This is a genomic window from Kitasatospora sp. NPDC090091 (assembly GCF_044747365.1).
Taxonomy (GTDB): Bacteria; Actinomycetota; Actinomycetes; order Streptomycetales; family Streptomycetaceae; genus Kitasatospora.
In genome coordinates this window covers 1-17925 of sequence record NZ_JBIVDY010000037.1, presented here as the reverse complement: position 1 = coordinate 17925, position 17925 = coordinate 1, and the positions used below count along the sequence as shown (strand labels likewise).

Sequence of the window (17925 nt, the reverse complement as noted above, 5' to 3'; positions counted from 1 at the left end):
TCCGCGTTCGATGCGGGCCAACCGCCGGCCGGCCCAGCCCGGCGGGCTCGCGTCGCCGGTGGTGCTACCGGGCAGGTCGCGTCCGCAGGTGGTGTGGCGTGGCGTCGGCGGGGATGACCCGGCAGGCGAAGCAGACGTGGGCGGCGATGACGAACACGACGGGGAGGCCTCCGAGGAGGAGCAGGACGGCGGGTGTGAGGTTCGTCAGGACGATGAGTGCGGCGCGGGCGCCGACACCGCGTGACGCCCACGGAGCCACCATCAGCAGGGCGGCGAACACAGGGATGCCGAAGAGCACAGCCACTACAGCGGTGACCAGGACGAACTCCATCAGCACGGATGGTCCCGTGCCGCCCGCGGCCGTGGTGAAGGCGAGCGCCAGCAGAGAGGACAGGAGGGCCATCGGCGTCAGGTAGTAGACCGCGTAGCGGGCCGCGGCCCGGCCCGCCCAGCGCAGGGAGGCCCGCCAGTTCGCCGCCCAGAGGCGGACACCGAGGGCGAACGGGAACAGCAGCAGCGGCGCGACGACAAGCAGGAGGATCGCGAGGCCTCCGCCCGGCGTGTCCTCGGAGAGTTCGAACACCAGCAGGTACGCCAGGGGCAACGCGGCGAGGGTCGTCACCGCGAAGGCGTGAGCGGTCGTGTCGCACAGGCTCGGTCCGGTCGGCCGCCGTAGCGGGGGCCGGCCACGGCCGGCGTACGCGGCGAAGCCCGGGCCGATGGGCTGGATCTCGTGCACCCTGCATCCCCCCTAGAAGTTGAACACGTTCAAAGTATTGCTCGGGGGCGGGCCCGGTCAACCGTCGACCCCGCCGGCAGGAGCGAGGGCGGCCGGGCAGTGCGGCATCAGCCTCCGCGAAGCGCCCGGTAGGCGCCCCACGCCTCGATGAATCCCTGGACCGCCCGCATGTTGTCCGCGAAGGAGGCGGACCGCCACTTGGCCTTCCTGCCGTCGTGGTAGTGGAGGTCTATCCAGACGGCGATGTTCACCGTCGAGCTGTCGGAGAAGCTCTGACCACTGACCTGCAGATCGATGCCGGCCAGGTCGTAGAAGGCGACGATCACCGGTGGCTTGTGCTCGCTGGCGTACTCGACGGAGCCCTCGGGCGTGATCACCAGCAGCGGGTCCGGATCGTGCGACGTCCCGTGCAGGAAGCCGGACAGCTTTCCGCGCCGCTTGGTGAAGACCCGCCAGTCCGGCGGTACGGGGCCGTAGCGCGCCTGCCCGAGGATCATCTGCGGATCGGTCATGCCACCTCCGCCGGTGCCGCCCGCGTCCGGAGCCACGTCCGGGGCCGCGTCCGGGGCCGCGTCCGGAGTGGCGTCCGGCGTCCCGGGACAACATTCAGGGCCACCAAGGATTCTCCGTCCCCCGGTGGACACCCGCCACCGCGGGCCGCGCCGGGTGGCTACCGGCCCCGGCGGCGGCCGAGGTCACGGAGGGCGGCCTCGGCGGCGTTGGCGCCGCACATGCCGTGGACGCCGGGGCCGGGCGGGGTGGCCGCGGAGCAGAGGTAGTGGCCGGGGACGCCGGTGGCGTAGGGGCGGAGGGTGACGCGGGGGCCGAAGAGCAGCTGCGGGACGTCCTTGGCGCCGGTCATGATGTCCCCGCCGACGAAGTTCGGGTTGTCCGCGGCGAAGCCGGCGGTGGTGCGGACGGAACGGCCGACGATCCGGTCCCGGAACCCGGGGGCGAACCGCTCGATCTGGGCGGTGATCGCCTCGGTGGCGTCGCCGTCGTAGCCGTGCGGCACGTGGGCGTAGCTCCAGACGGGGTGGACGTCGCCGACGGAGCGCTGCGGGTCGGCCAGGTACTGCTGGCCCACCAGGACGAACGGCCGCTGCGGCATCCGGCCGGCGCACACCTCCCGCTCGGCGGCCGCGACCTCCTCGAACCTCCCGCCCAGGTGCACCACGCCGGCCCGCCGCGCGGGCTCGGCGGTCCACGGGACGCCGCCCGCCACCGCGAAGTCGACCTTGAAGGCACCCGGCCCGTGCCGGAACCGGCGGTAGGCGCGGGCCACCCGTGGTGGCAGACGGCCGCCGAGGATGTCGGCCACGGCGCCGGGCGCCAGGTCGAACATGGTGAGGTCCGCGGGCGGCAGCTCGGCGGCCGACCGGATCCGCCGGCCGGTCTCGACCGTCCCGCCGAGGTCCGCGAGCAGTGCGGCCAGGGCCCGGGTGATCGACCCCGATCCGCCCTCGGCCACGGCCCAGCCGTACCGGTGGCCGGCGGCCACGATGCCGAGGCCGAAGCTGGCCGTGAGCGGCCGGTCCAGCGGCCGGAAGGCGTGGGCCGCGACGCCGCCGAACAGGGCGCGGGCCCGTTCCCCGGTGAAGGCCCGCGCCAGGACCGTGGCCGGCAGCACGGCCGGGGCGCCGAAACGGGCGAGACGCAGCGGGTGGCGGGGGAGGCGCAGCAGCGGGCGCATGATGTCCGCGGCGAGCTCCTCGTAGCCCGCGGCCGGGGCGGCGAACAGCCGACGCCAGCGCGCGCCGTCGGCGCCGAGCCCGGCCGCGGTCTCGTCGACGGAACGGTGCAGGACACCGGCGGTGCCGTCGTCGAGCGGGTGCACGCAGTCGATCTCGGGGAGGCGCCACCGCAGGCCGTAGCGGTCGAGGCCGAGGCCGCCCAGGAAGGCGGAGCCGACGGTGATCAGGTGAACGGCGGAGCAGTGGTCGTGCAGCAGCCCGGGGAGGATCGCCTCGCCGCTGCGGGCGCCGCCGCCGATCTCGTCGGCGGCCTCCAGCACGGTGACGCGGACGCCGGCCCGGGCCAGCGCGACGGCCGCGGCCAGCCCGTTCGGACCGGCGCCGACCACGACGGCCGTACGCCCCTCGTGCCGTCCGTCGCCGCGTGCCTCGTGTCGTCCGTCGTGCCGTCCGTCGTCTCCAGGAGTGCCGTCCACGCCACCAGTCTCCCGGTCGGATCCGCTCCCGGCCGCGCACCACGGCGATGTGAGCGCCGATCCGCCTCCGCGGCGGGGCGACGGGTCGTCAGCGGTGCGGCGTGCCGCCGACGGCATCCTTGAGCCGGTCGAGCCAGGTCCGGCGGTCGGGCGGGTAGCGGCGCTCGGCGCGCTCCGCGCGGCGCGAGCCCGGCGGGTAGCGCCAACGGGCCCACGGGGAGCCCGGCTTGGCCAGCCGGACGGAGGCGACGATGGAGACCAGGGGGACGAGCAGTCCGATCACGCCGGTGGCCGTCTTGCCCTTGAAGATCGCGCAGACGGAGAAGGCGACGTTCACCAGCATCAGTCCGGCGAAGGCGAGGTGGTTGGCGGTGCCCGAGCCGACGTCGGAGAAGGGGTTGAACCCGGCGACCAGCAGCAGGCCGACCGCCACCGCCAGGAACGTCGCGTCGATCGACTTGCGGCCCTCACTGGTCCAGTAGACGTCCTCCAGGTGCAGCCAGAGCGCGAACTCGTCGAGGGTCAGGGCGGCACCGGCGCCGAACAGCACCGCCAGGATCTGCACCCCGGGGCTGTCCGGCCGGTAGGCGAACTCGATCGCACCCGACACCAGCATCGCGATGATGCCGTACACCTCGTGGTGCAGGTGGGTGCCGCCGACGCTCACGTCGCGGAACGGCCCGCGGCCCGCCCGGATCATCCTGGTGATGGCGCGGGTGCCCGCGAAGGTCAGGATGAACGCGCCGAGCATCCAGAGCCCGAGCCCCTGGTTGGGCACGCTGACCACCACGTCGACCTGGACTTCGTCGTGCGGCACCTCTCCCACCCTGCAGAGCGTAGACCTGCCGCCGGAAGGGCCCTGCCAGCGACTCGCCCGTGGACGGTGCCGCCCAGGTGCGCCCGAGCCGGATCAGCACTCCTCGCAAACGCCTGGTGATCCGTCGCCGGGGTCGAGCAGACTGAGCGTCAATTCGACGTCGGACGTGTCCGGCCGAACAGAGGAGGCTTTCCATGGCCAAGGGCTACTGGGTCAGTGTCTACCCCGCCATTTCCGACCCTGAGGGGCTGACTGCCTACGACGAGCTGGCCGGTCCGGCCGTCCGGGCTGCGGGCGGGCGCGTCCTGTCCCGTGGCGCCCGAGTCGTCGCCCACGAGGCCGGAATCACGCAACGCGCCGTTCTGATCGAGTTCGACAGCCTTGAACAGGCGGTCGCGGCATACGAGAGCGAGGCGTACCAGAAGGCGATGGTCGCCCTCCCCGACGGCTACGAGCGCGACTTCCGCATCATCGAAGGCATCGACTGAGCGGCGGGCCGCTCCTGCATCCACCTGCCATGTGCCCCGTCGGGGCCACGCGCGAGAAGGGCCCCCGATCAGGCTGAGCGCCGGTCGGGGGCCCTTCTCGCCTCCTGCTCGGTGAGCCGGCCGTCGACCGGCATGACAGCTCCGGCCCCGCCCCCGACCCGTCGCCCGAATAACCGCCCGGGCCGCCGGACGTCAATGCCTGCCGACCGGCAAATTAGTTCCGGTGCGACCGGCGCATGACGGTCTGTCCGGTTTTGCGAAGCGGCAAATAGTTTCCGGTTGACAGTCGCCCCGGTGTATTGAATTCTTTCAATCGCCGGGGCGAGCAGCTCCCCGGATTGTCGGGAGGGGCTCCGGGGGTCGGTGCCGCCGACGGTTCAGGAATTCACCGGGTCGAGTCCGGTACCGTTCTGTGCGCCGCCGCCGATTTCCTCCCGCTCGGTCGACGTCGGCCTGCCCGGCCGGCTCGGCCTGCTCGGGCATCGGCCCGGTCGTGGTTTCCGTACGTACTCCGGACGGTTCTGCAGGGCGCCCGCCGGCCGCCGGAATTCAAGAATTCCGATCGGGCCGGCTATCGAGCCCGGTATTTCCGTGCCGAAATTCAACAAGGAACGTGGCGTGCACTCATACATGAACATCAAGAAGTCCGCGCGGATCAGCCACGACTTCTGGGAGGTGACCGCCGGGGCCGGGATGTTCGACATCGTGGTGTCCGGCCTCGGTGACGGCCGGCACCGGGCGCTGGCGGACGGCCACGAGTTCGTGAACATGTCCTCGTACTCCTACCTCGGCCTGGACACCCACCCGCGGATCGTGCAGGCGGCCGCCGACGCGGTGCTCGCCGAGGGGGCGCTCAACAGCTCGACCTCCCGGATGCGGATCCGGTTCGGCTCGCTGCGCGAGGCGGAGACCGCGCTCTCCGAGCTCTTCGACGTCGAGGCGCTGACCGTGGCCTCCTGCGCGGCCGCCGCCTGGGCGAGCCTGCCGCTGCTCGCCTCCGGCCTGCTGACCGGCGACACCCCGCCGCTCATGGTGTTCGACAAGAACGCGCACTTCTGCCTGAACGCGCTGAAGCCCGCCGTGGCCGACGAGGCCGAGATCGTCACCATCGCGCACAACGACGTGGACGCCCTGGAGGACCTCTGCCGCAAGCACCCGCAGGTCGCCTACGTCGCCGACGGCGTCTACAGCACCGGTGGGGCCGCGCCCATCCCCGAACTGCTGCGCCTCCAGGAGAAGTACGGGCTCTTCCTCTTCTTCGACGAGGCGCACGGCGTCTCCACGGTCGGCGAGCGCGGCCGCGGCGCGGTGCTGGAGGCGATGGCGGCGCACGGTGGGATGAACGACCGCACGCTGATCATCACCTCGCTCAACAAGGGCTTCGGCGCCTCGGGCGGGGCGATCTTCCTCGGACCCAACGGCTCCCAGCGGCGCCGCGACACCGCGCTGCGCAACGGCGGCCCGCTGATGTGGTCGCAGCGCATCAACACCGCCGGGCTCGGCGCGATCCTGGCCTCCGCCGAGCTGCACCGCACCGCGGAGCTGAAGGAGCTGCAGCTGCGGCTGCAGGACAACATCACGCTCTTCGACTCCCTGGTGGAGACCGCGTTCAGCGGGGACGGCCTGCCGATCCGCTTCGTCGACATCGGCTCGGAGGAGGCGACCATCCGGCTCGCCGGCGAGCTGCTGCAGCGCGGCTACTACACCTCGCCGATCTTCTTCCCGGTGATCGGCCGCGGCAAGGCCGGCCTGCGGCTGATGCTTCGCGCCAACATGGCCGAGGCCGAGATTCGCGACTTCTGCGGGGCGCTCAACGAGGGCTTGCGAGCGGAGGGCCTGAGCACCAACAGCCCGAGCACCGGCCGTCCGAGCACCGACGGCCCGAGCACCGACGGCCCGAGCGCCGGCCGCCCGAGCGAGCCGGTCCTGGCCGGCCCGGCCCAGGGACAGGCACGATGACGGCCCTGCGCTCTCACGTCGACACCTCCTCCGAGGCCTTCCGCCGCAACACCGAGGCCTTCGACGAGAAGCGGGAGACCATCGCCCGGGCCCGGGCCGCCGCCGTCGCCGGCGGCGACGAGCGCTCGCGCCGCCGCCACACCGAGCGCGGCAAGCTGACGGCCCGCCAGCGCGTCTACCAGCTGCTCGACCCGGGCACGCCGTTCATGGAGCTGGGCCAGCTCGCCGGGCACGACGTCTACGACGAGCACGTGCCCTCGGCGGGCCTGGTCACCGGCATCGGCGTGGTCAGCGGCCGCCCCGCGGTGGTGTTCGCCAACGACGCCACCGTCAAGGGCGGCAGCTACTTCCCGCTGACCGTGGAGAAGCAGCTGCGCGCCCAGCTGGTGGCCCGGGAGAACGGCCTCCCGTGCATCTACCTGGTGGACTCCGGCGGGGTCTACCTGCCGCTGCAGGAGCAGCTGTTCCCCGGCGAGTACCACCTCGGCCGGATGTTCCGGAACATCGCCGAGCTCTCCGCGCTCGGCCTGCCGCAGATCGCCGCGGTCATGGGCAGTTGCACGGCCGGCGGCGCGTACATCCCGTCGATGTGCGACGAGACGGTGATCGTGCGCGGTACCGGCACGGTCTTCCTCGGCGGCCCGCAGCTGGTGCGGGCGGCCACCGGCGAGATGGTGGACGCCGAGACGCTGGGCGGCGCCGATCTGCACACCCGGGTCAGCGGGGTGGCCGACCACCTTGCGGAGAACGACGAGCATGCGCTGGCGATCGTCCGGGAGATCATGGCGCGCGACGCCCGCCCGGTGCCGGCCCCGCCGCCGCAGACCCCGCGGCCGCCGCTGTACGACCCGGCCGAGCTGCCCGGCATCGTCAGCGCCAGCCTGCGCGAGCACATCCCGGCCCGGGACATCCTGGCCCGACTGCTGGACGGCAGCGAGTTCACCGAGTACCGGGCGCGGTACGGCCCGACCATTGTCTGCGGCACCGGCCACATCGGCGGCTACCCGGTCGGTGTGCTGATCAACGACGGGGTGCTCTTCCCGGAGAGTGCCCAGAAGGCCGCCAACTTCATCGAGCTCTGCACCCAGCGCGACATCCCGCTGCTGTTCCTGCACAACATCAACGGCTTCATGGTCGGCGCCGAGTACGAGGCCGACGGCATCGCCAAGCACGGCGCCAAGCTGGTCAACGCGGTCTCCACCGCGAAGGTCCCCAAGTTCAGCCTGGTGATCGGCGGCAGCTACGGCGCGGGCAACCTCGCCATGTGCGGGCGCTCGATGGGCCCGCGGCTGATGGCGATGTGGCCGAGCGCCAAGTCCACCGTGGTCGGCGCCGAGCAGACCGCGACGGTGATGGCGCTGATCCGTGGCGACCAGCTCGCCAAGGAGGGCAAGGTCCTCTCCGCCGAGGAGGAGGAGTCGATCAAGCGCCCGATCATCGAGACCTACGAGCGCCAGTCCCACCCGCTCTACTACGCCGCTCGGATGTGGGTGGACGCCGTGGTGGACCCGACCGAGACCCGCGAATGGCTGGCGCTCTGCCTGGCCATGTCCGCCGACGCCCCCAAGCAGGAGACACGCTTCGGCGTGTTCAGGATGTGATGACGGAAATGATCAAACGTGTCCTGATCGCCAACCGCGGCGAGATCGCCCGGCGGATCGCCCGCACCTGCCGCCGGCTCGGCATCGAGTACGTCGCCGTGTACTCCGACGCCGACCGCCACTCCGCCCACCTGGCCGGCGCCGTCGAGCAGGTGCGGATCGGCCCCGCGGCGGCCGCCGACAGCTACCTGCACGTCGGCGCGCTGGTCGACGCCGCCGTGCGGACCGGCTGCGACGCCGTCCACCCCGGCTACGGGTTCCTCTCCGAGCACCCCGGCTTCGCCGGCGCGGTCGCCGAGGCCGGCCTGGTCTGGGTCGGGCCGGACGCCGCGATGATCACCGCGATGGGCGACAAGGCGACCGCCCGGGCACTGATGGCCGTCGCCGGCGTCCCCGTGCTCCCCGGCTCCGAGACCGCCACCGAGTCGGCCGAGGAGATCCTCGCCGACGCCGAGCGGATCGGCTACCCGGTGATGCTCAAGCCCGTCGCGGGCGGCGGCGGCAAGGGCATGCGCGTCGTCCGCGCCGCCGCCGGCCTGCCCGATGCGGTGGCCGAGGCCGTCCGCCTGGGCCGCAGCAGCTTCGGCGACGGACGGCTCCTGGTCGAGCGGTACGTGGAGCACCCGCGCCACCTGGAGGTACAGGTCTTCGGCGACCGGCACGGCGACGTGGTGCACCTCTTCGAGCGCGAGTGCTCGCTGCAGCGGCGCCACCAGAAGATCGTCGAGGAGGCCCCGGCCGCCAACCTCTCCGGCGCCGTCCGGGAGGAGCTGCTGGCGGCCGCCGTCCGCGGCGCCCGCTCGCTGGGCTACGTCAACGCCGGCACCTTCGAGTTCATCCTCGACGCGGAGGAGCGGTTCTACTTCCTGGAGGTCAACACCCGGCTCCAGGTGGAGCACCCGGTCACCGAGGAGATCACCGGGCTCGACCTCGTCGAGTGGCAGCTCCTGGTCGCCGACGGGCAGCGGCTCCCGCTCGCCCAGGACGAGATCACCGCCACCGGGCACGCCGTCGAGGTCCGCGTCTACGCCGAGGACCCGGCGCAGGGCTTCCGGCCCGCACCCGGCCGGGCGTCCGCCGTCCGCTGGCCGGCCGCGGTCCGGGTGGAGGCGGCGTTCGACGACACCTCGGCGGGGTACGGCGGCCTGCCTGCCGACGGCCCCTCCTCCGGCGGTCCCTCGTCCGGCGGTCCCTCGTCCGGCGGGGCCGAGCCCGTGGCCGGAACGCCGACCGCGTTCCACGGCGGGGCGGCGCCGGCCTTCGGTGGCGGCGCCGACGTCCCGGCCTTCTACGACCCGATGTTCGCCAAGCTGGTCGCCCACGGCCCGGACCGCCCGGCCGCGCTGCGCCGGCTGCTCACCGCCGTCCGCGGTACGGCGCTGCCCGGGCTGACCACCAACCTCGGATTCCTCGCCGAGCTGCTCCAGGCGCCGGACGTGGTGGCGGGGCGGATGGACACCCACCTGGTCGACGCCCTCACCGCCGCCGAGACGGCCCCTGCCGACCTGGGGGAGGGCAAGCCGTCCGCACCCGCGCGCCGCGGGGACCGCACCCTGGCCGCGGCCGCCTGCGCGGCGGCCATGCAGCTGCCGCCCCTCGGGGAGGCCCCGGCCTCACCGTGGCACGGCGCCGTCGGCCCGTTCGACCGGCTCCGGCTGGACCCGCTCGCCCCGCTCGGGCGGATCGTGCTCCGCCACGGCAGCCGGACGCTCGACGCCGGCCTGCTCGCCCGCCGCGGCGGCACCGTCGACGTCCAGGTGGAGGGCAACCGGTTCACCGTCACCTCCGCGGCCGTACCCGGCCACCCCGGCCTCGTCCAGGGCGCCGTCGGCGACGCCCACTGGACCGGCCTGCGCAGCGCCACCGGCTGGGAGATCGCCGTCGACGGGCACCGGGTGGCACTGGCCGGGCAGAGCTTCGCCGCCGGTGCCACCGGGGCCGCCGACACCACGGTGACCTCGCAGATGCCGGGTACGGTCGTCGGGCTGCTCTGCGAGGTCGGCGACCGGGTCGAGGAGGGGGACGCCCTCGTCATCGTCGAGGCGATGAAGATGGAGAACCGCATCCTCGCCCCCTTCTCCGGCGTCGTGACGGGGATCCGCTGCGCGGTGCGCGACCTCGTGGCGGCCGAGCAGGTCCTCGTCGAGCTCGACGGTGCGGCGGAGGACGTCGCGGTGGAGAGCCGGGCCGCCTGACGCACCGCCGCGGGGTGCGCTCCGCCGGGCCGCCCCCCGGCGGGTGCCTATGCGGCCCGGCGTCGTGCCGGCCCCGGTGCGACGCCCCACCTCCCGTCCGACCCCTCGTTCACCCCGACCCCCGTCCGCCTGTCCGAACCAGCTGTTCGAACCCGTTGGTCAAAGCCGCTGTTCAAGCCCCCACCCCCTCCCACCCCCTGATGCAAGGAGCCCTCGAATGCCCGCAGATCCCACCCCCGCGCAGCTGCTACTGGTCGGCGGGGTCCGGGCGGTCCCGCTCGGCCTCGACATGGCGGAGCTCGCCCTGGACCAGGCCCACACCCGGGGGCTCCGGACCCACCTGACCAACCAGGAGGCCGTCCTGGCCGCCACCCCGGACGTCACCCGGCGCGCCGGCGCCGTCTCCGCGGTGGACTTCGCCCTCCCCGGCGAGAGCGCCGCCTGGGCCCGCACCCGGGCCGGGGCCGGCGAGCGCTTCGACGCCGTCCTCGCCCTCCAGGAGATGGCCCAGGTCGCCGCCGCCGAGACCGCCGAGGCCCTCGGACTGCCGGGCAACCCGCCCGAGGCCGTCCGCCGGGTGCGGACCAAGGACGCCTGCCGGGAGGCGCTCGCCGCCGCCGGGTTCCGCCAGCCCGCGGTCCGGCTCTGCGCCGACCGTCCCGAGGCCGAGGACTTCCTCCGCGCCTCCACCGGCCCCTGGATCGTCAAGCCCCGCGACGCGATGGGCAGCACCGGCGTCAGCCGGGTCACCGGCCCGGCCGACCTGCCGGCCGCCGTCGCCCTGCTGCCCGGCGAAGGCCCCTTCCTCGTCGAGGAGTTCGTCCAGGGCGCGGAGTACAGCGTGGAGGGCCTGTTCCTCGACGGCGCGCCGGTGGTCCTCGCGGTGACCGAGAAGGAGAAGGTGGAGCCGCCGTTCTTCGTCGAGATCGGCCACATCCTGCCCGCCGAACTCCCCGAGGCGACACGGCAGGAGATCGAGCAGCAGGTCGCGCAGGCGCTCACCGTCCTGGGCCTGCGTTCCGGCGGCTTCCACGTCGAGCTCTGGCTGAGCCCGGACGGCGTCGTACTGGGCGAGGTGCACGGGCGGTTCGGCGGCGACTGGATCCACCGGATGCTCGCCCACGCCGTCCCCGGCCTGGAGCTGTACGGCCTCATCTACGACGACCTGCTCGGCCGGCCCCTGCCGGACCGGGCCGCCCTGCGGCCGGTCCGGGCCGCCGCGGTCCGCTTCCTCACCCCGCCGCCCGGCCGGGTCGTCGCGATCGACGGCTGGGCCGAGGCCGCCGGCCACCCCGACGTGCTCCTCGCCGACCTCGCCGTCGCGCCCGGCGACACCGTCCGGCCGCTGCGCACCTCCGGGAACCGGGTCGGCGCGCTCGTCGTCGGTGCCGACACCCCCGACCAGGCCCGCAAGCTCGCCCGCGAACTGGCCGACTCGGTCCGCTTCACCGTGGAGCCGGAGTGACCACCACCGCCACCCCGCCCCGGGCCGCCGGCCTGCTGGCCCGCGTGACCGCCACCCTGCTGCCCGCCTCCCGGCAGGGCCGGATCATGGCCGCGGGCACCACCGTCGACGCGGTCGCCAACGGCCTCTACCTGGCCACCGCGACGCTCTACTTCGTCCGCTACCTGGACATCACCGCGGTCGCCGTCGGCACCGCGATCGCCGCCGCCAACATCGTCGGCCTGCTCAGCCCGCTGGTCTTCGGCCCGCTCGCGGACCGGCTCGGCGCCCGGCCGGTCTACGTGGCGCTGACGCTGGTCCGGGGCGCCGGCTTCATCGGATACGCGCTGGTCGGCAGCTACGCCGGCTACCTGGCCGTCACCTGCCTGATCATCGCCGCAGCCCGGGCCTGCTCACCGCTGCTCCAGGTGATCGTCGGCGAGTTCGAGGGGGCGGCCGAGCGGACGAGGACGATGGCCTCGCTGCGGGCCATCACCAACATCGGCCTCACCGCCGGCTTCCTGCTTGCCGCGCTGGTGCAGGCCGCGCACTCCCGGGCCGCGTTCGTCGCGCTCTTCCTCTTCAACGCGGCGGCGTTCGCCGCTGTGGCCCTCGCCGTGGTGCGGGCCGGGCGGGTTGCGGGCGGTGCGGCGGCACCCGGCGAGGACACCGCGGCTGCGGCGGCGAACGCGGGCAGCGGCGGCCGGGACGGGTCGCCCTACCGCGACCGGCGGTTCCTGCTGGTCACCGCGGCCAATGCGGTTCTGATGCTGCACGACTGTGTGCTCTTCATCCTGCTGCCGCTCTGGGTGGTGGAACGCGCCGGGCTGCCGGCCAGCGCCAGCTCGGGCCTTCTGGCGGTCAACACCGTGCTGACCGTGGTGCTCCAACTGTCGGTGGCGCGGCTGGCCCAGGGTCTCGCCAAGGCGCTGCGGATGCTCCGGACCGCCTGCCTCTTCCTCGTCCTGGCCTGTGCGTTCTTCGCCTTCGCCGACGGCCGGGGGAGGGGGCCGGCGCTGGCTGCCGCGGTGGTGGCCGTCGTCCTGCTCACCGTCGGGGAGAACCTGCACGCGATCTCGCGCTGGGAGATCTCCTACGAGCTGTCGCCCCCGGCGGGCCGGTCCCGCTACCTCTCCCTCTTCAGCACGGGCATGAGCGCGCAGCTGATCGTCGGGCCGTTCCTGGCGACCGGCGTGCTGCTGCCGGCCGGGGCCGGCGGCTGGGTTCTGCTCGCCGCGCTGTTCGCGGGCGCCACCGCCGTCACCGTACTAGCGGCGCGCACCCCCGCGGAGCCCGCGGACACCCCCACGGAGGCGCTGACCGGCTGATGTCACTCTCCGTTGGTTGATTGCGTACAACCAGACAGGTAGAGTCGCCCCCGAGCGTGCCGGTGAGCACGCAGGCACACTCGGGGGTGGGAGACATGCGGCAGCACTTCGCAACGGCCACCCCCGGCCTGCCTTTCCGATGTCGGTCGTCCCGCTGAACCACCCGTTCAGAAGAGGGACTTGTCATCGCCGGCCGGGGTCGGCCGCTCAGCGGTCCGCCCGTTCGGCGCCTCCGGTGTTCCGGCCTTCCGGGCTGCCCGGGATTCGACACGTCCCTCGGGACCCCACCGTCGAATGCAGGACACGGACCCGGAGAAGAGCATGGTGCTGCGCGAGGCACTGCACGTCCCCATCCCCCTCGACCACGAGGAGCCGGCCACCGCCGAACTCCCTGGGCTCGCAAGCCTGTTGCGCGACTGGCGCAACCGCGCCGGGCAGAGACTCGGTCTGGGCAAGCCGCTCCCGCAGATGACCGTCGCCACCAGACTCGGCATGAGCGAACGCTGGTACCGCGACCTGGAACGCGGCGGTACGGCCCGCTTTGACCCCCGCGTACTCGCCCTGCTCGCCGACGTGCTGCTGCTCGACGCCGACGAGCGCGCGACCCTCTACCTCTACGCGATGGGCGGCACCCCGTCCGCCGGCCCGGAACGGCCGGAGGACCTGCGCGCACTCCAGGAGCTGGTCGACCGCCAGATGCCCCGGCCGGCCTACCTCTCCGACCGCGCCTGGAACATCGTCGGCCACAACGCGGCCGCGGCCGAGTGGTTCCCCTGGATGAGCCGCCCCGGCGCCAACTTCGTCCGCTGGGCGCTCACCGATCCGGAGGCCCGCGAACAGGTTCACGACTGGGACTGGGAAGCGCGGATGACCCTGGCGATGATCCGTTTCGCCCTCGCCCGCTACCCCGGCGACGAGGCGCTGGTCACCCTGCTGACCGACGTCCTGCGCGACCCGGCCTGCCGGCGCCTCTGGGCGGGACGCGCCTGCGTGGTCGCCAACCGCGACGGCGGCCGCTTCCGGCTGCGCCTGCCGCACGTCTCGGCCGAACCCGTGGAGGCGATCGCCCAGGTCCTCAGCCCCGGCGGCCGCCCCGACCTCCACTTCGTCGTCCTGGCCCGCCCGGACAGCCGCTGGTAGCCGCACCGGCGAGCGGTTGACCGTTTCCCCGCCCCGGGTGTCTCCGCTGGGGAAGAATGGGTGTCCGCGACGTGGGCCGAAGGGGTGGTGGAACCGCAAGTGACCGACCGGCCCTGGCCCGCCCGCCTCTCCCCGCAGGCCGCGAAGGTCCTCGCCGCGCTGCCCCCGCACGCCCGGGAGACGGTTCGCGACGTCCTCGACATCGCCTCCCGCACCCCGTGGGGGTGGCCGGCGTGGGACACCACCGACCCCGAGGGCGAGGACCTCCGCACCGCCGCCATCGGCGCGCTCACCGTGGTCTACCTGGTCAACCGCCTCGCCGGGCGGCTGCACGTCATCGACATCGTCTGGCTCGGCTGACCGGCGCGACGGCCGGGAAACGGGGTCGACCAAGATCACACCGCGCCCCTATGCTGGCGCGATGTCCGACATCACACCCCCGACCCTGCTCTTCGTCATCGGCCCGGCCGCGGTCGGGAAGATGACCGTGGGCGGCGCCGTCGCCGAGCGCACCGGCTTCAAGCTCTTCCACAACCACCTCACCATCGAGCCGCTGCTGAGGCTGTTCCCGTACGAGTCGCCGCAGTTCCAGCGCCTCAACCACGACTTCCGCGAGCAGATCCTCGCCGAGGCCGCCGCGAGCGACCTGCCCGGCCTGGTGTTCACCCTCGTCTGGGACTTCGACGACCCGGCCGACGCCGCTCTCGTCGAGCGCTACGCGGCCCCGTTCCGCGCGCGGGGCGCCCGGGTGCTGTTCCTGGAGCTGTCCGCGGACCAGAGCGTCCGGCTGGAGCGCAACGCCGGCGAGTCCCGGCTGGCGGAGAAGGCCTCCAAGCGCGACCTGGAGTGGTCCAACGCCAACCTGGTCGGCATGGACGGGACGATGCGGCTGAACTCGGTCGACGACTTCGCCCACGCCCCCGAGGCGCACCTGCTGATCGACAACACCCACCTCGAACCGGACGAGGTCGCCCGGCGCGCCGTGGAGCACTTCGGGCTCCGCTGACGCTGCCGCGGCCTGAGGCCGACGGGCCTCAGGCCGCGTGGTCGTGGCCGGCCTCCGGCGGGCCGCTCATCATGCGGAGCATGGGGAGACCACCGGTCCGGACGAAGCGCACCAGCAGGACGGCGGCCAGCAGCAGGAAGGCGATGTTGAGGAAGGTCGTGTAGTTCCACGAGACGCCCTCCATGGGAATGGTCGCGTCCTCCCGGTCCGGGATCAGCCCGAGCGCGCCGAAGCCGAGCTCGATGGCGTACCCGGCGATGACCATGGCCGGGTAGAAGGTCGCGAGCAGGAACAGGGCCATCCTCCTGCCGTAGTACTTCCGGTAGATGTTGAGGATGGGCAGGATCAGCAGATCGGCGAAGATGAAGGAGATGACACCGCCGAAGCTGATGCCGCCCTTCCACAGGACGACGGCCAGCGGCACGTTGCCGATCGAGCAGACGAACGAGGCGATCGCCACCAGCGGCCCGATCAGCGGGCCCCAGATCTTTGACGCCACGGGGTGGCCCTCGAAGAAGAAGGCCTGCCAGAAGCTGTCGGGCACCCAGGCGGCGATCGCGCCGGCGATGAGCAGGCCCAGCACCAGGTCGCGCAGGATCGCGGCCCACTCCATGACGAACACGTACGAGGTGGCGGTGAAGCCCTCCCCGGAGAACAGCCGCTGCGCGAAGGAGCCCTCGCGCTGCACGGACATGTCCATCGCCGCGTGGCCCTCCATCGAGCCGGACAGGCCGCGCTCGGCCTGAGTGCGGGCCTCGCGCAGCAGCCGGTCGTGCAGGAACAGCCGGAAGAAGACCGCCAGCAGCGCGATCATGATCGGCCCTCCGACGAACTCGGCCGCGGTGAACTGCCAGCCCATCAGCAGCGCCAGGATCACGCCGAGTTCGACGACCAGGTTGGTGGAGGCGATCTCGAAGGCCATCGCCGCCGTGAAGTCGGCCCCCTTGCGGAACAGCGAGCGGGCCAGCGCCACCGCGGCGTAGGAGCACGACGAGGAGGCCGCGCCCAGGCCGGCCGCGACCACGAGCGTGCGGGGCCGGTCGTCCCCCAGCAGACCGGCGACGGTGGCCTTGTGCACGACCGCCTGGACGACGGCGGACAGCGCGAAGCCGAGGATCAGCGCCCAGGTGATCTCCCAGGTCATGGACCCCGTGATCGACAGCGCGTGCAGGAGGGCATCCACGGGCTCCCACGCCTTCCACTCGACTCCGGACCCGATCCGGCCCGCTCACCGCATCCGCGCGCAGCCCCACCCCGCCCGCACGGTCCTCCCGGACAAGCTATGCCGCCCCGGCCCGAATCCCGCGGCACCGGGCCGACACCACCGCTGTGAGCCCCGCCGCCGTCACCCCGTCCGGCCTACCGCCGACACACCACTCGGCCGTCGGCGGAAGCCGGACGACGGCCCGCCGCCGTGGCTCCGTCGGACCGGCCCTCTGGCATGATCGCGGGCATGGGGGACGGGGAGCGAGCGGCGGCGTACTGCGACATCGGGACGGGATATGTGATCTACCGGGGCCCGTCGGTGGACGGGAGCCTGCACGCGCACGCCGCGTTCCAGCTCGCCCGGGCGCCGCACGGCGAGGTGGTCGTCCTCGATGCCGCCGGGACCCGCCACAGCGCGGCGGCCCTGCTGGTGGCGCCGATGGTGCGGCACCGGATGCAGGCGACGGCGGCGGACGTGGTCACCGTCTTCATCGAGCCGCACTGCGCGTTCGCCGACCGGCTGCGCGAACGCTGCGCCGGCCGCGGCATCACCGCGGCCGGCGAGCTGCGCGGCCTCGGCGAGGACGAGCTGCGCCGCACCGTCGCCCGCCCGTCCGCCCGGTTGGACGCCCGCCTGCTGGCGGCGATGGGCGCGCTGGCCGCCGGCGCCGTCCCGATGCCCGCCCTCGCCGCCGGCGTCGGACTCTCGCCGCAGCGGCTCCGCGCCCTCGCGCAGCGGCAGTTGGGCATGCCGCTCGCGCGGTGGCGGATCTGGCGGCGCCTGACCGGCGCGGCCGAGGCCCTGCGTGGGGGCGGGTCGCTCGCCGAGGCGGCGGCCACGGCCGGCTTCGCCGATCAGGCCCACTTCACCCGGCAGCTGCGGGAGATGACGGGGCTGACGCCGTCGGCCGTGCTGCCCCTGCTCCGCGCCTCGTCGCCGGCCCCGGCCTCAGACCCCGTCCCCGACCCGGTCGCGGGTGGCGACGTAGACGGAGATTGACCCCGTGACGGTCGGGACGACCTCGGCCTCGCGCACCTTGTGGAAGCCGGCCTCGTGCATGAGCCGGGGGAGCACGCCGTCGGCCTGGGGCTGGGTGTCCTCGCGGCCGTCCGCGAACTGCACGCCGCGGAACGCCAGCCGCATCAGCGCCGTCCGCTGCAGCCCGTAGTCGGCGATGACCAGCCGTCCTCCCGGGCGCAGCACCGCGGCCATCGCGCCGAGGATCGCCCGCTTCACCGCGAGCGGGCACTGGTGGAGCACGAGACTGGAGACGACCGTGTCGGCGATGCCGGTCCCCAGAAGCTCCGGCAGCGCGTCGCCCATGCCGACGAGCCACTCCGGCGATCGGGCCGAGGTCTGCGAGGACGATGCGGTGCTGTCGGTGGCGGCCTTGCGCCGGGCCCGGTCCAGCATCGCGGGGTCGGGGTCGACCCCGATGATCCGCGCCCGGGGCTCGATCCGGTGCAGGAGCAGCGCGAGCGAACCGGTGCCGCAGCCGACGTCGACGAGGACGTCCTCGGGGCGGGGCGCGACGTGCATCGCGGCCAGGGCGCGCCACAGGCGCTCCCGGGTCAGGGCGATCACGGGGTCGTAGAAGCGCGTGGGGGCCAGGCGGCCCAGCGCTGGGGTGAAGGCTGCTTCGGGCGTGACTGTTTCGGTCATGCGGGCAGTCTCGGCTGCCGGGCGGCAGCGGGTCTTGAACAAAGCGCTCGCGACCGCGCACAGGACGCCGGCGCCCGGTCTCGCGGTGTCCGCATTCCGGCTGTGAATGCCGCGACGCCGCTGCTCCCGGGCCCGGTGTGGTGGTCGGGTGGGGTGCAGCGGCGTTGTC

Annotated in this window: 16 protein-coding genes; 10 read left to right on the top strand and 6 right to left on the bottom strand. The window is 73.6% G+C overall.

Annotated elements, in window-relative coordinates; genetic code table 11:
• Positions 1–64: 64 nt before the first annotated feature.
• The 4 genes from ACIPSC_RS37460 to ACIPSC_RS37445 form a co-directional block, all read right to left on the bottom strand.
• Positions 65–739: a hypothetical protein gene (locus ACIPSC_RS37460; protein ID WP_400834332.1), complete on the bottom strand. Its 675-nt coding sequence runs from the start codon at positions 737–739 to the stop codon at positions 65–67.
• A 107-nt stretch (positions 740–846) separates the two neighbouring features.
• Complete coding sequence (locus ACIPSC_RS37455) at positions 847–1251, bottom strand: hypothetical protein (protein WP_400834330.1); 405 nt, start codon at positions 1249–1251, stop codon at positions 847–849.
• A gap of 158 nt (positions 1252–1409) precedes the next feature.
• On the bottom strand, positions 1410–2822 hold the full coding sequence (locus ACIPSC_RS37450; protein WP_400834433.1) for a phytoene desaturase family protein: 1413 nt from the start codon (positions 2820–2822) through the stop codon (positions 1410–1412).
• Positions 2823–2997: 175 nt separating this feature from the next.
• The gene (locus ACIPSC_RS37445) at positions 2998–3735 is read right to left on the bottom strand and encodes a hypothetical protein (RefSeq protein WP_400834327.1); all 738 of its coding nucleotides are present in this window, start codon (positions 3733–3735) and stop codon (positions 2998–3000) included.
• A 185-nt stretch (positions 3736–3920) separates the two neighbouring features.
• Here ACIPSC_RS37445 and ACIPSC_RS37440 point away from each other — a divergent pair, with 185 nt between their 5' ends.
• The 9 genes from ACIPSC_RS37440 (at position 3921) to ACIPSC_RS37400 (ending at position 14887) form a co-directional block, all read left to right on the top strand.
• Positions 3921–4214 (top strand): DUF1330 domain-containing protein, encoded by a 294-nt coding sequence (locus tag ACIPSC_RS37440; protein ID WP_400834325.1) that lies wholly within the window; start codon positions 3921–3923, stop codon positions 4212–4214.
• Between the two features lie 618 nt (positions 4215–4832).
• The gene (locus ACIPSC_RS37435; RefSeq protein WP_400834322.1) at positions 4833–6173 is read left to right on the top strand and encodes an aminotransferase class I/II-fold pyridoxal phosphate-dependent enzyme; all 1341 of its coding nucleotides are present in this window, start codon (positions 4833–4835) and stop codon (positions 6171–6173) included.
• Positions 6170–7774, top strand: a complete 1605-nt coding sequence (locus ACIPSC_RS37430; protein ID WP_400834319.1) for a carboxyl transferase domain-containing protein — start codon at positions 6170–6172, stop codon at positions 7772–7774. The genes ACIPSC_RS37435 and ACIPSC_RS37430 overlap by 4 nt, the downstream gene beginning before the upstream one ends.
• A gap of 8 nt (positions 7775–7782) precedes the next feature.
• Positions 7783–9969 carry a biotin carboxylase N-terminal domain-containing protein gene (locus ACIPSC_RS37425; protein ID WP_400834317.1) on the top strand — a complete coding sequence of 729 codons (2187 nt, stop codon included), beginning with the start codon at positions 7783–7785 and terminating at the stop codon, positions 9967–9969.
• Positions 9970–10186: 217 nt separating this feature from the next.
• Positions 10187–11434 (top strand): ATP-grasp domain-containing protein, encoded by a 1248-nt coding sequence (locus tag ACIPSC_RS37420; RefSeq protein WP_400834314.1) that lies wholly within the window; start codon positions 10187–10189, stop codon positions 11432–11434.
• Positions 11431–12741 carry an MFS transporter gene (locus ACIPSC_RS37415; RefSeq protein WP_400834311.1) on the top strand — a complete coding sequence of 437 codons (1311 nt, stop codon included), beginning with the start codon at positions 11431–11433 and terminating at the stop codon, positions 12739–12741. Before ACIPSC_RS37420 ends, ACIPSC_RS37415 begins: the two co-directional genes overlap by 4 nt.
• 294 nt (positions 12742–13035) lie before the next feature.
• Entirely contained in the window at positions 13036–13881 is an 846-nt protein-coding gene (locus ACIPSC_RS37410; protein WP_400834308.1) for a helix-turn-helix domain-containing protein, read from the top strand.
• Positions 13882–13980: 99 nt separating this feature from the next.
• Positions 13981–14241, top strand: coding sequence for a hypothetical protein (locus ACIPSC_RS37405; protein WP_400834305.1), 261 nt, complete (start codon positions 13981–13983; stop codon positions 14239–14241).
• Between the two features lie 61 nt (positions 14242–14302).
• Positions 14303–14887: a hypothetical protein gene (locus ACIPSC_RS37400; protein ID WP_400834302.1), complete on the top strand. Its 585-nt coding sequence runs from the start codon at positions 14303–14305 to the stop codon at positions 14885–14887.
• Between the two features lie 28 nt (positions 14888–14915).
• Here the strand turns inward: ACIPSC_RS37400 and ACIPSC_RS37395 are convergent, their stop codons facing one another.
• The gene (locus ACIPSC_RS37395; RefSeq protein WP_400834299.1) at positions 14916–16070 is read right to left on the bottom strand and encodes a permease; all 1155 of its coding nucleotides are present in this window, start codon (positions 16068–16070) and stop codon (positions 14916–14918) included.
• A 270-nt stretch (positions 16071–16340) separates the two neighbouring features.
• Here ACIPSC_RS37395 and ACIPSC_RS37390 point away from each other — a divergent pair, with 270 nt between their 5' ends.
• Positions 16341–17093 (top strand): helix-turn-helix domain-containing protein, encoded by a 753-nt coding sequence (locus ACIPSC_RS37390; RefSeq protein ID WP_400834296.1) that lies wholly within the window; start codon positions 16341–16343, stop codon positions 17091–17093.
• Here ACIPSC_RS37390 and ACIPSC_RS37385 read toward each other — a convergent pair.
• Positions 17043–17756, bottom strand: a complete 714-nt coding sequence (locus ACIPSC_RS37385) for a class I SAM-dependent methyltransferase (RefSeq protein WP_400834293.1) — start codon at positions 17754–17756, stop codon at positions 17043–17045. The two genes, ACIPSC_RS37390 and ACIPSC_RS37385, sit on opposite strands and share 51 nt — an antisense overlap.
• Positions 17757–17925: the final 169 nt, after the last annotated feature.

Coding starts and splice junctions, on each gene's coding strand:
- ACIPSC_RS37430 (WP_400834319.1), top strand. CDS start 6,170: ATGACGGCCCTGCGCTCTCACGTCGACACCTCCTCCGAGGCCTTCCGC.
- ACIPSC_RS37425 (WP_400834317.1), top strand. CDS start 7,783: ATGATCAAACGTGTCCTGATCGCCAACCGCGGCGAGATCGCCCGGCGG.
- ACIPSC_RS37455 (WP_400834330.1), bottom strand. CDS start 1,251: ATGACCGATCCGCAGATGATCCTCGGGCAGGCGCGCTACGGCCCCGTA.
- ACIPSC_RS37390 (WP_400834296.1), top strand. CDS start 16,341: ATGGGGGACGGGGAGCGAGCGGCGGCGTACTGCGACATCGGGACGGGA.
- ACIPSC_RS37385 (WP_400834293.1), bottom strand. CDS start 17,756: ATGACCGAAACAGTCACGCCCGAAGCAGCCTTCACCCCAGCGCTGGGC.
- ACIPSC_RS37420 (WP_400834314.1), top strand. CDS start 10,187: ATGCCCGCAGATCCCACCCCCGCGCAGCTGCTACTGGTCGGCGGGGTC.
- ACIPSC_RS37400 (WP_400834302.1), top strand. CDS start 14,303: ATGTCCGACATCACACCCCCGACCCTGCTCTTCGTCATCGGCCCGGCC.
- ACIPSC_RS37410 (WP_400834308.1), top strand. CDS start 13,036: ATGCAGGACACGGACCCGGAGAAGAGCATGGTGCTGCGCGAGGCACTG.
- ACIPSC_RS37440 (WP_400834325.1), top strand. CDS start 3,921: ATGGCCAAGGGCTACTGGGTCAGTGTCTACCCCGCCATTTCCGACCCT.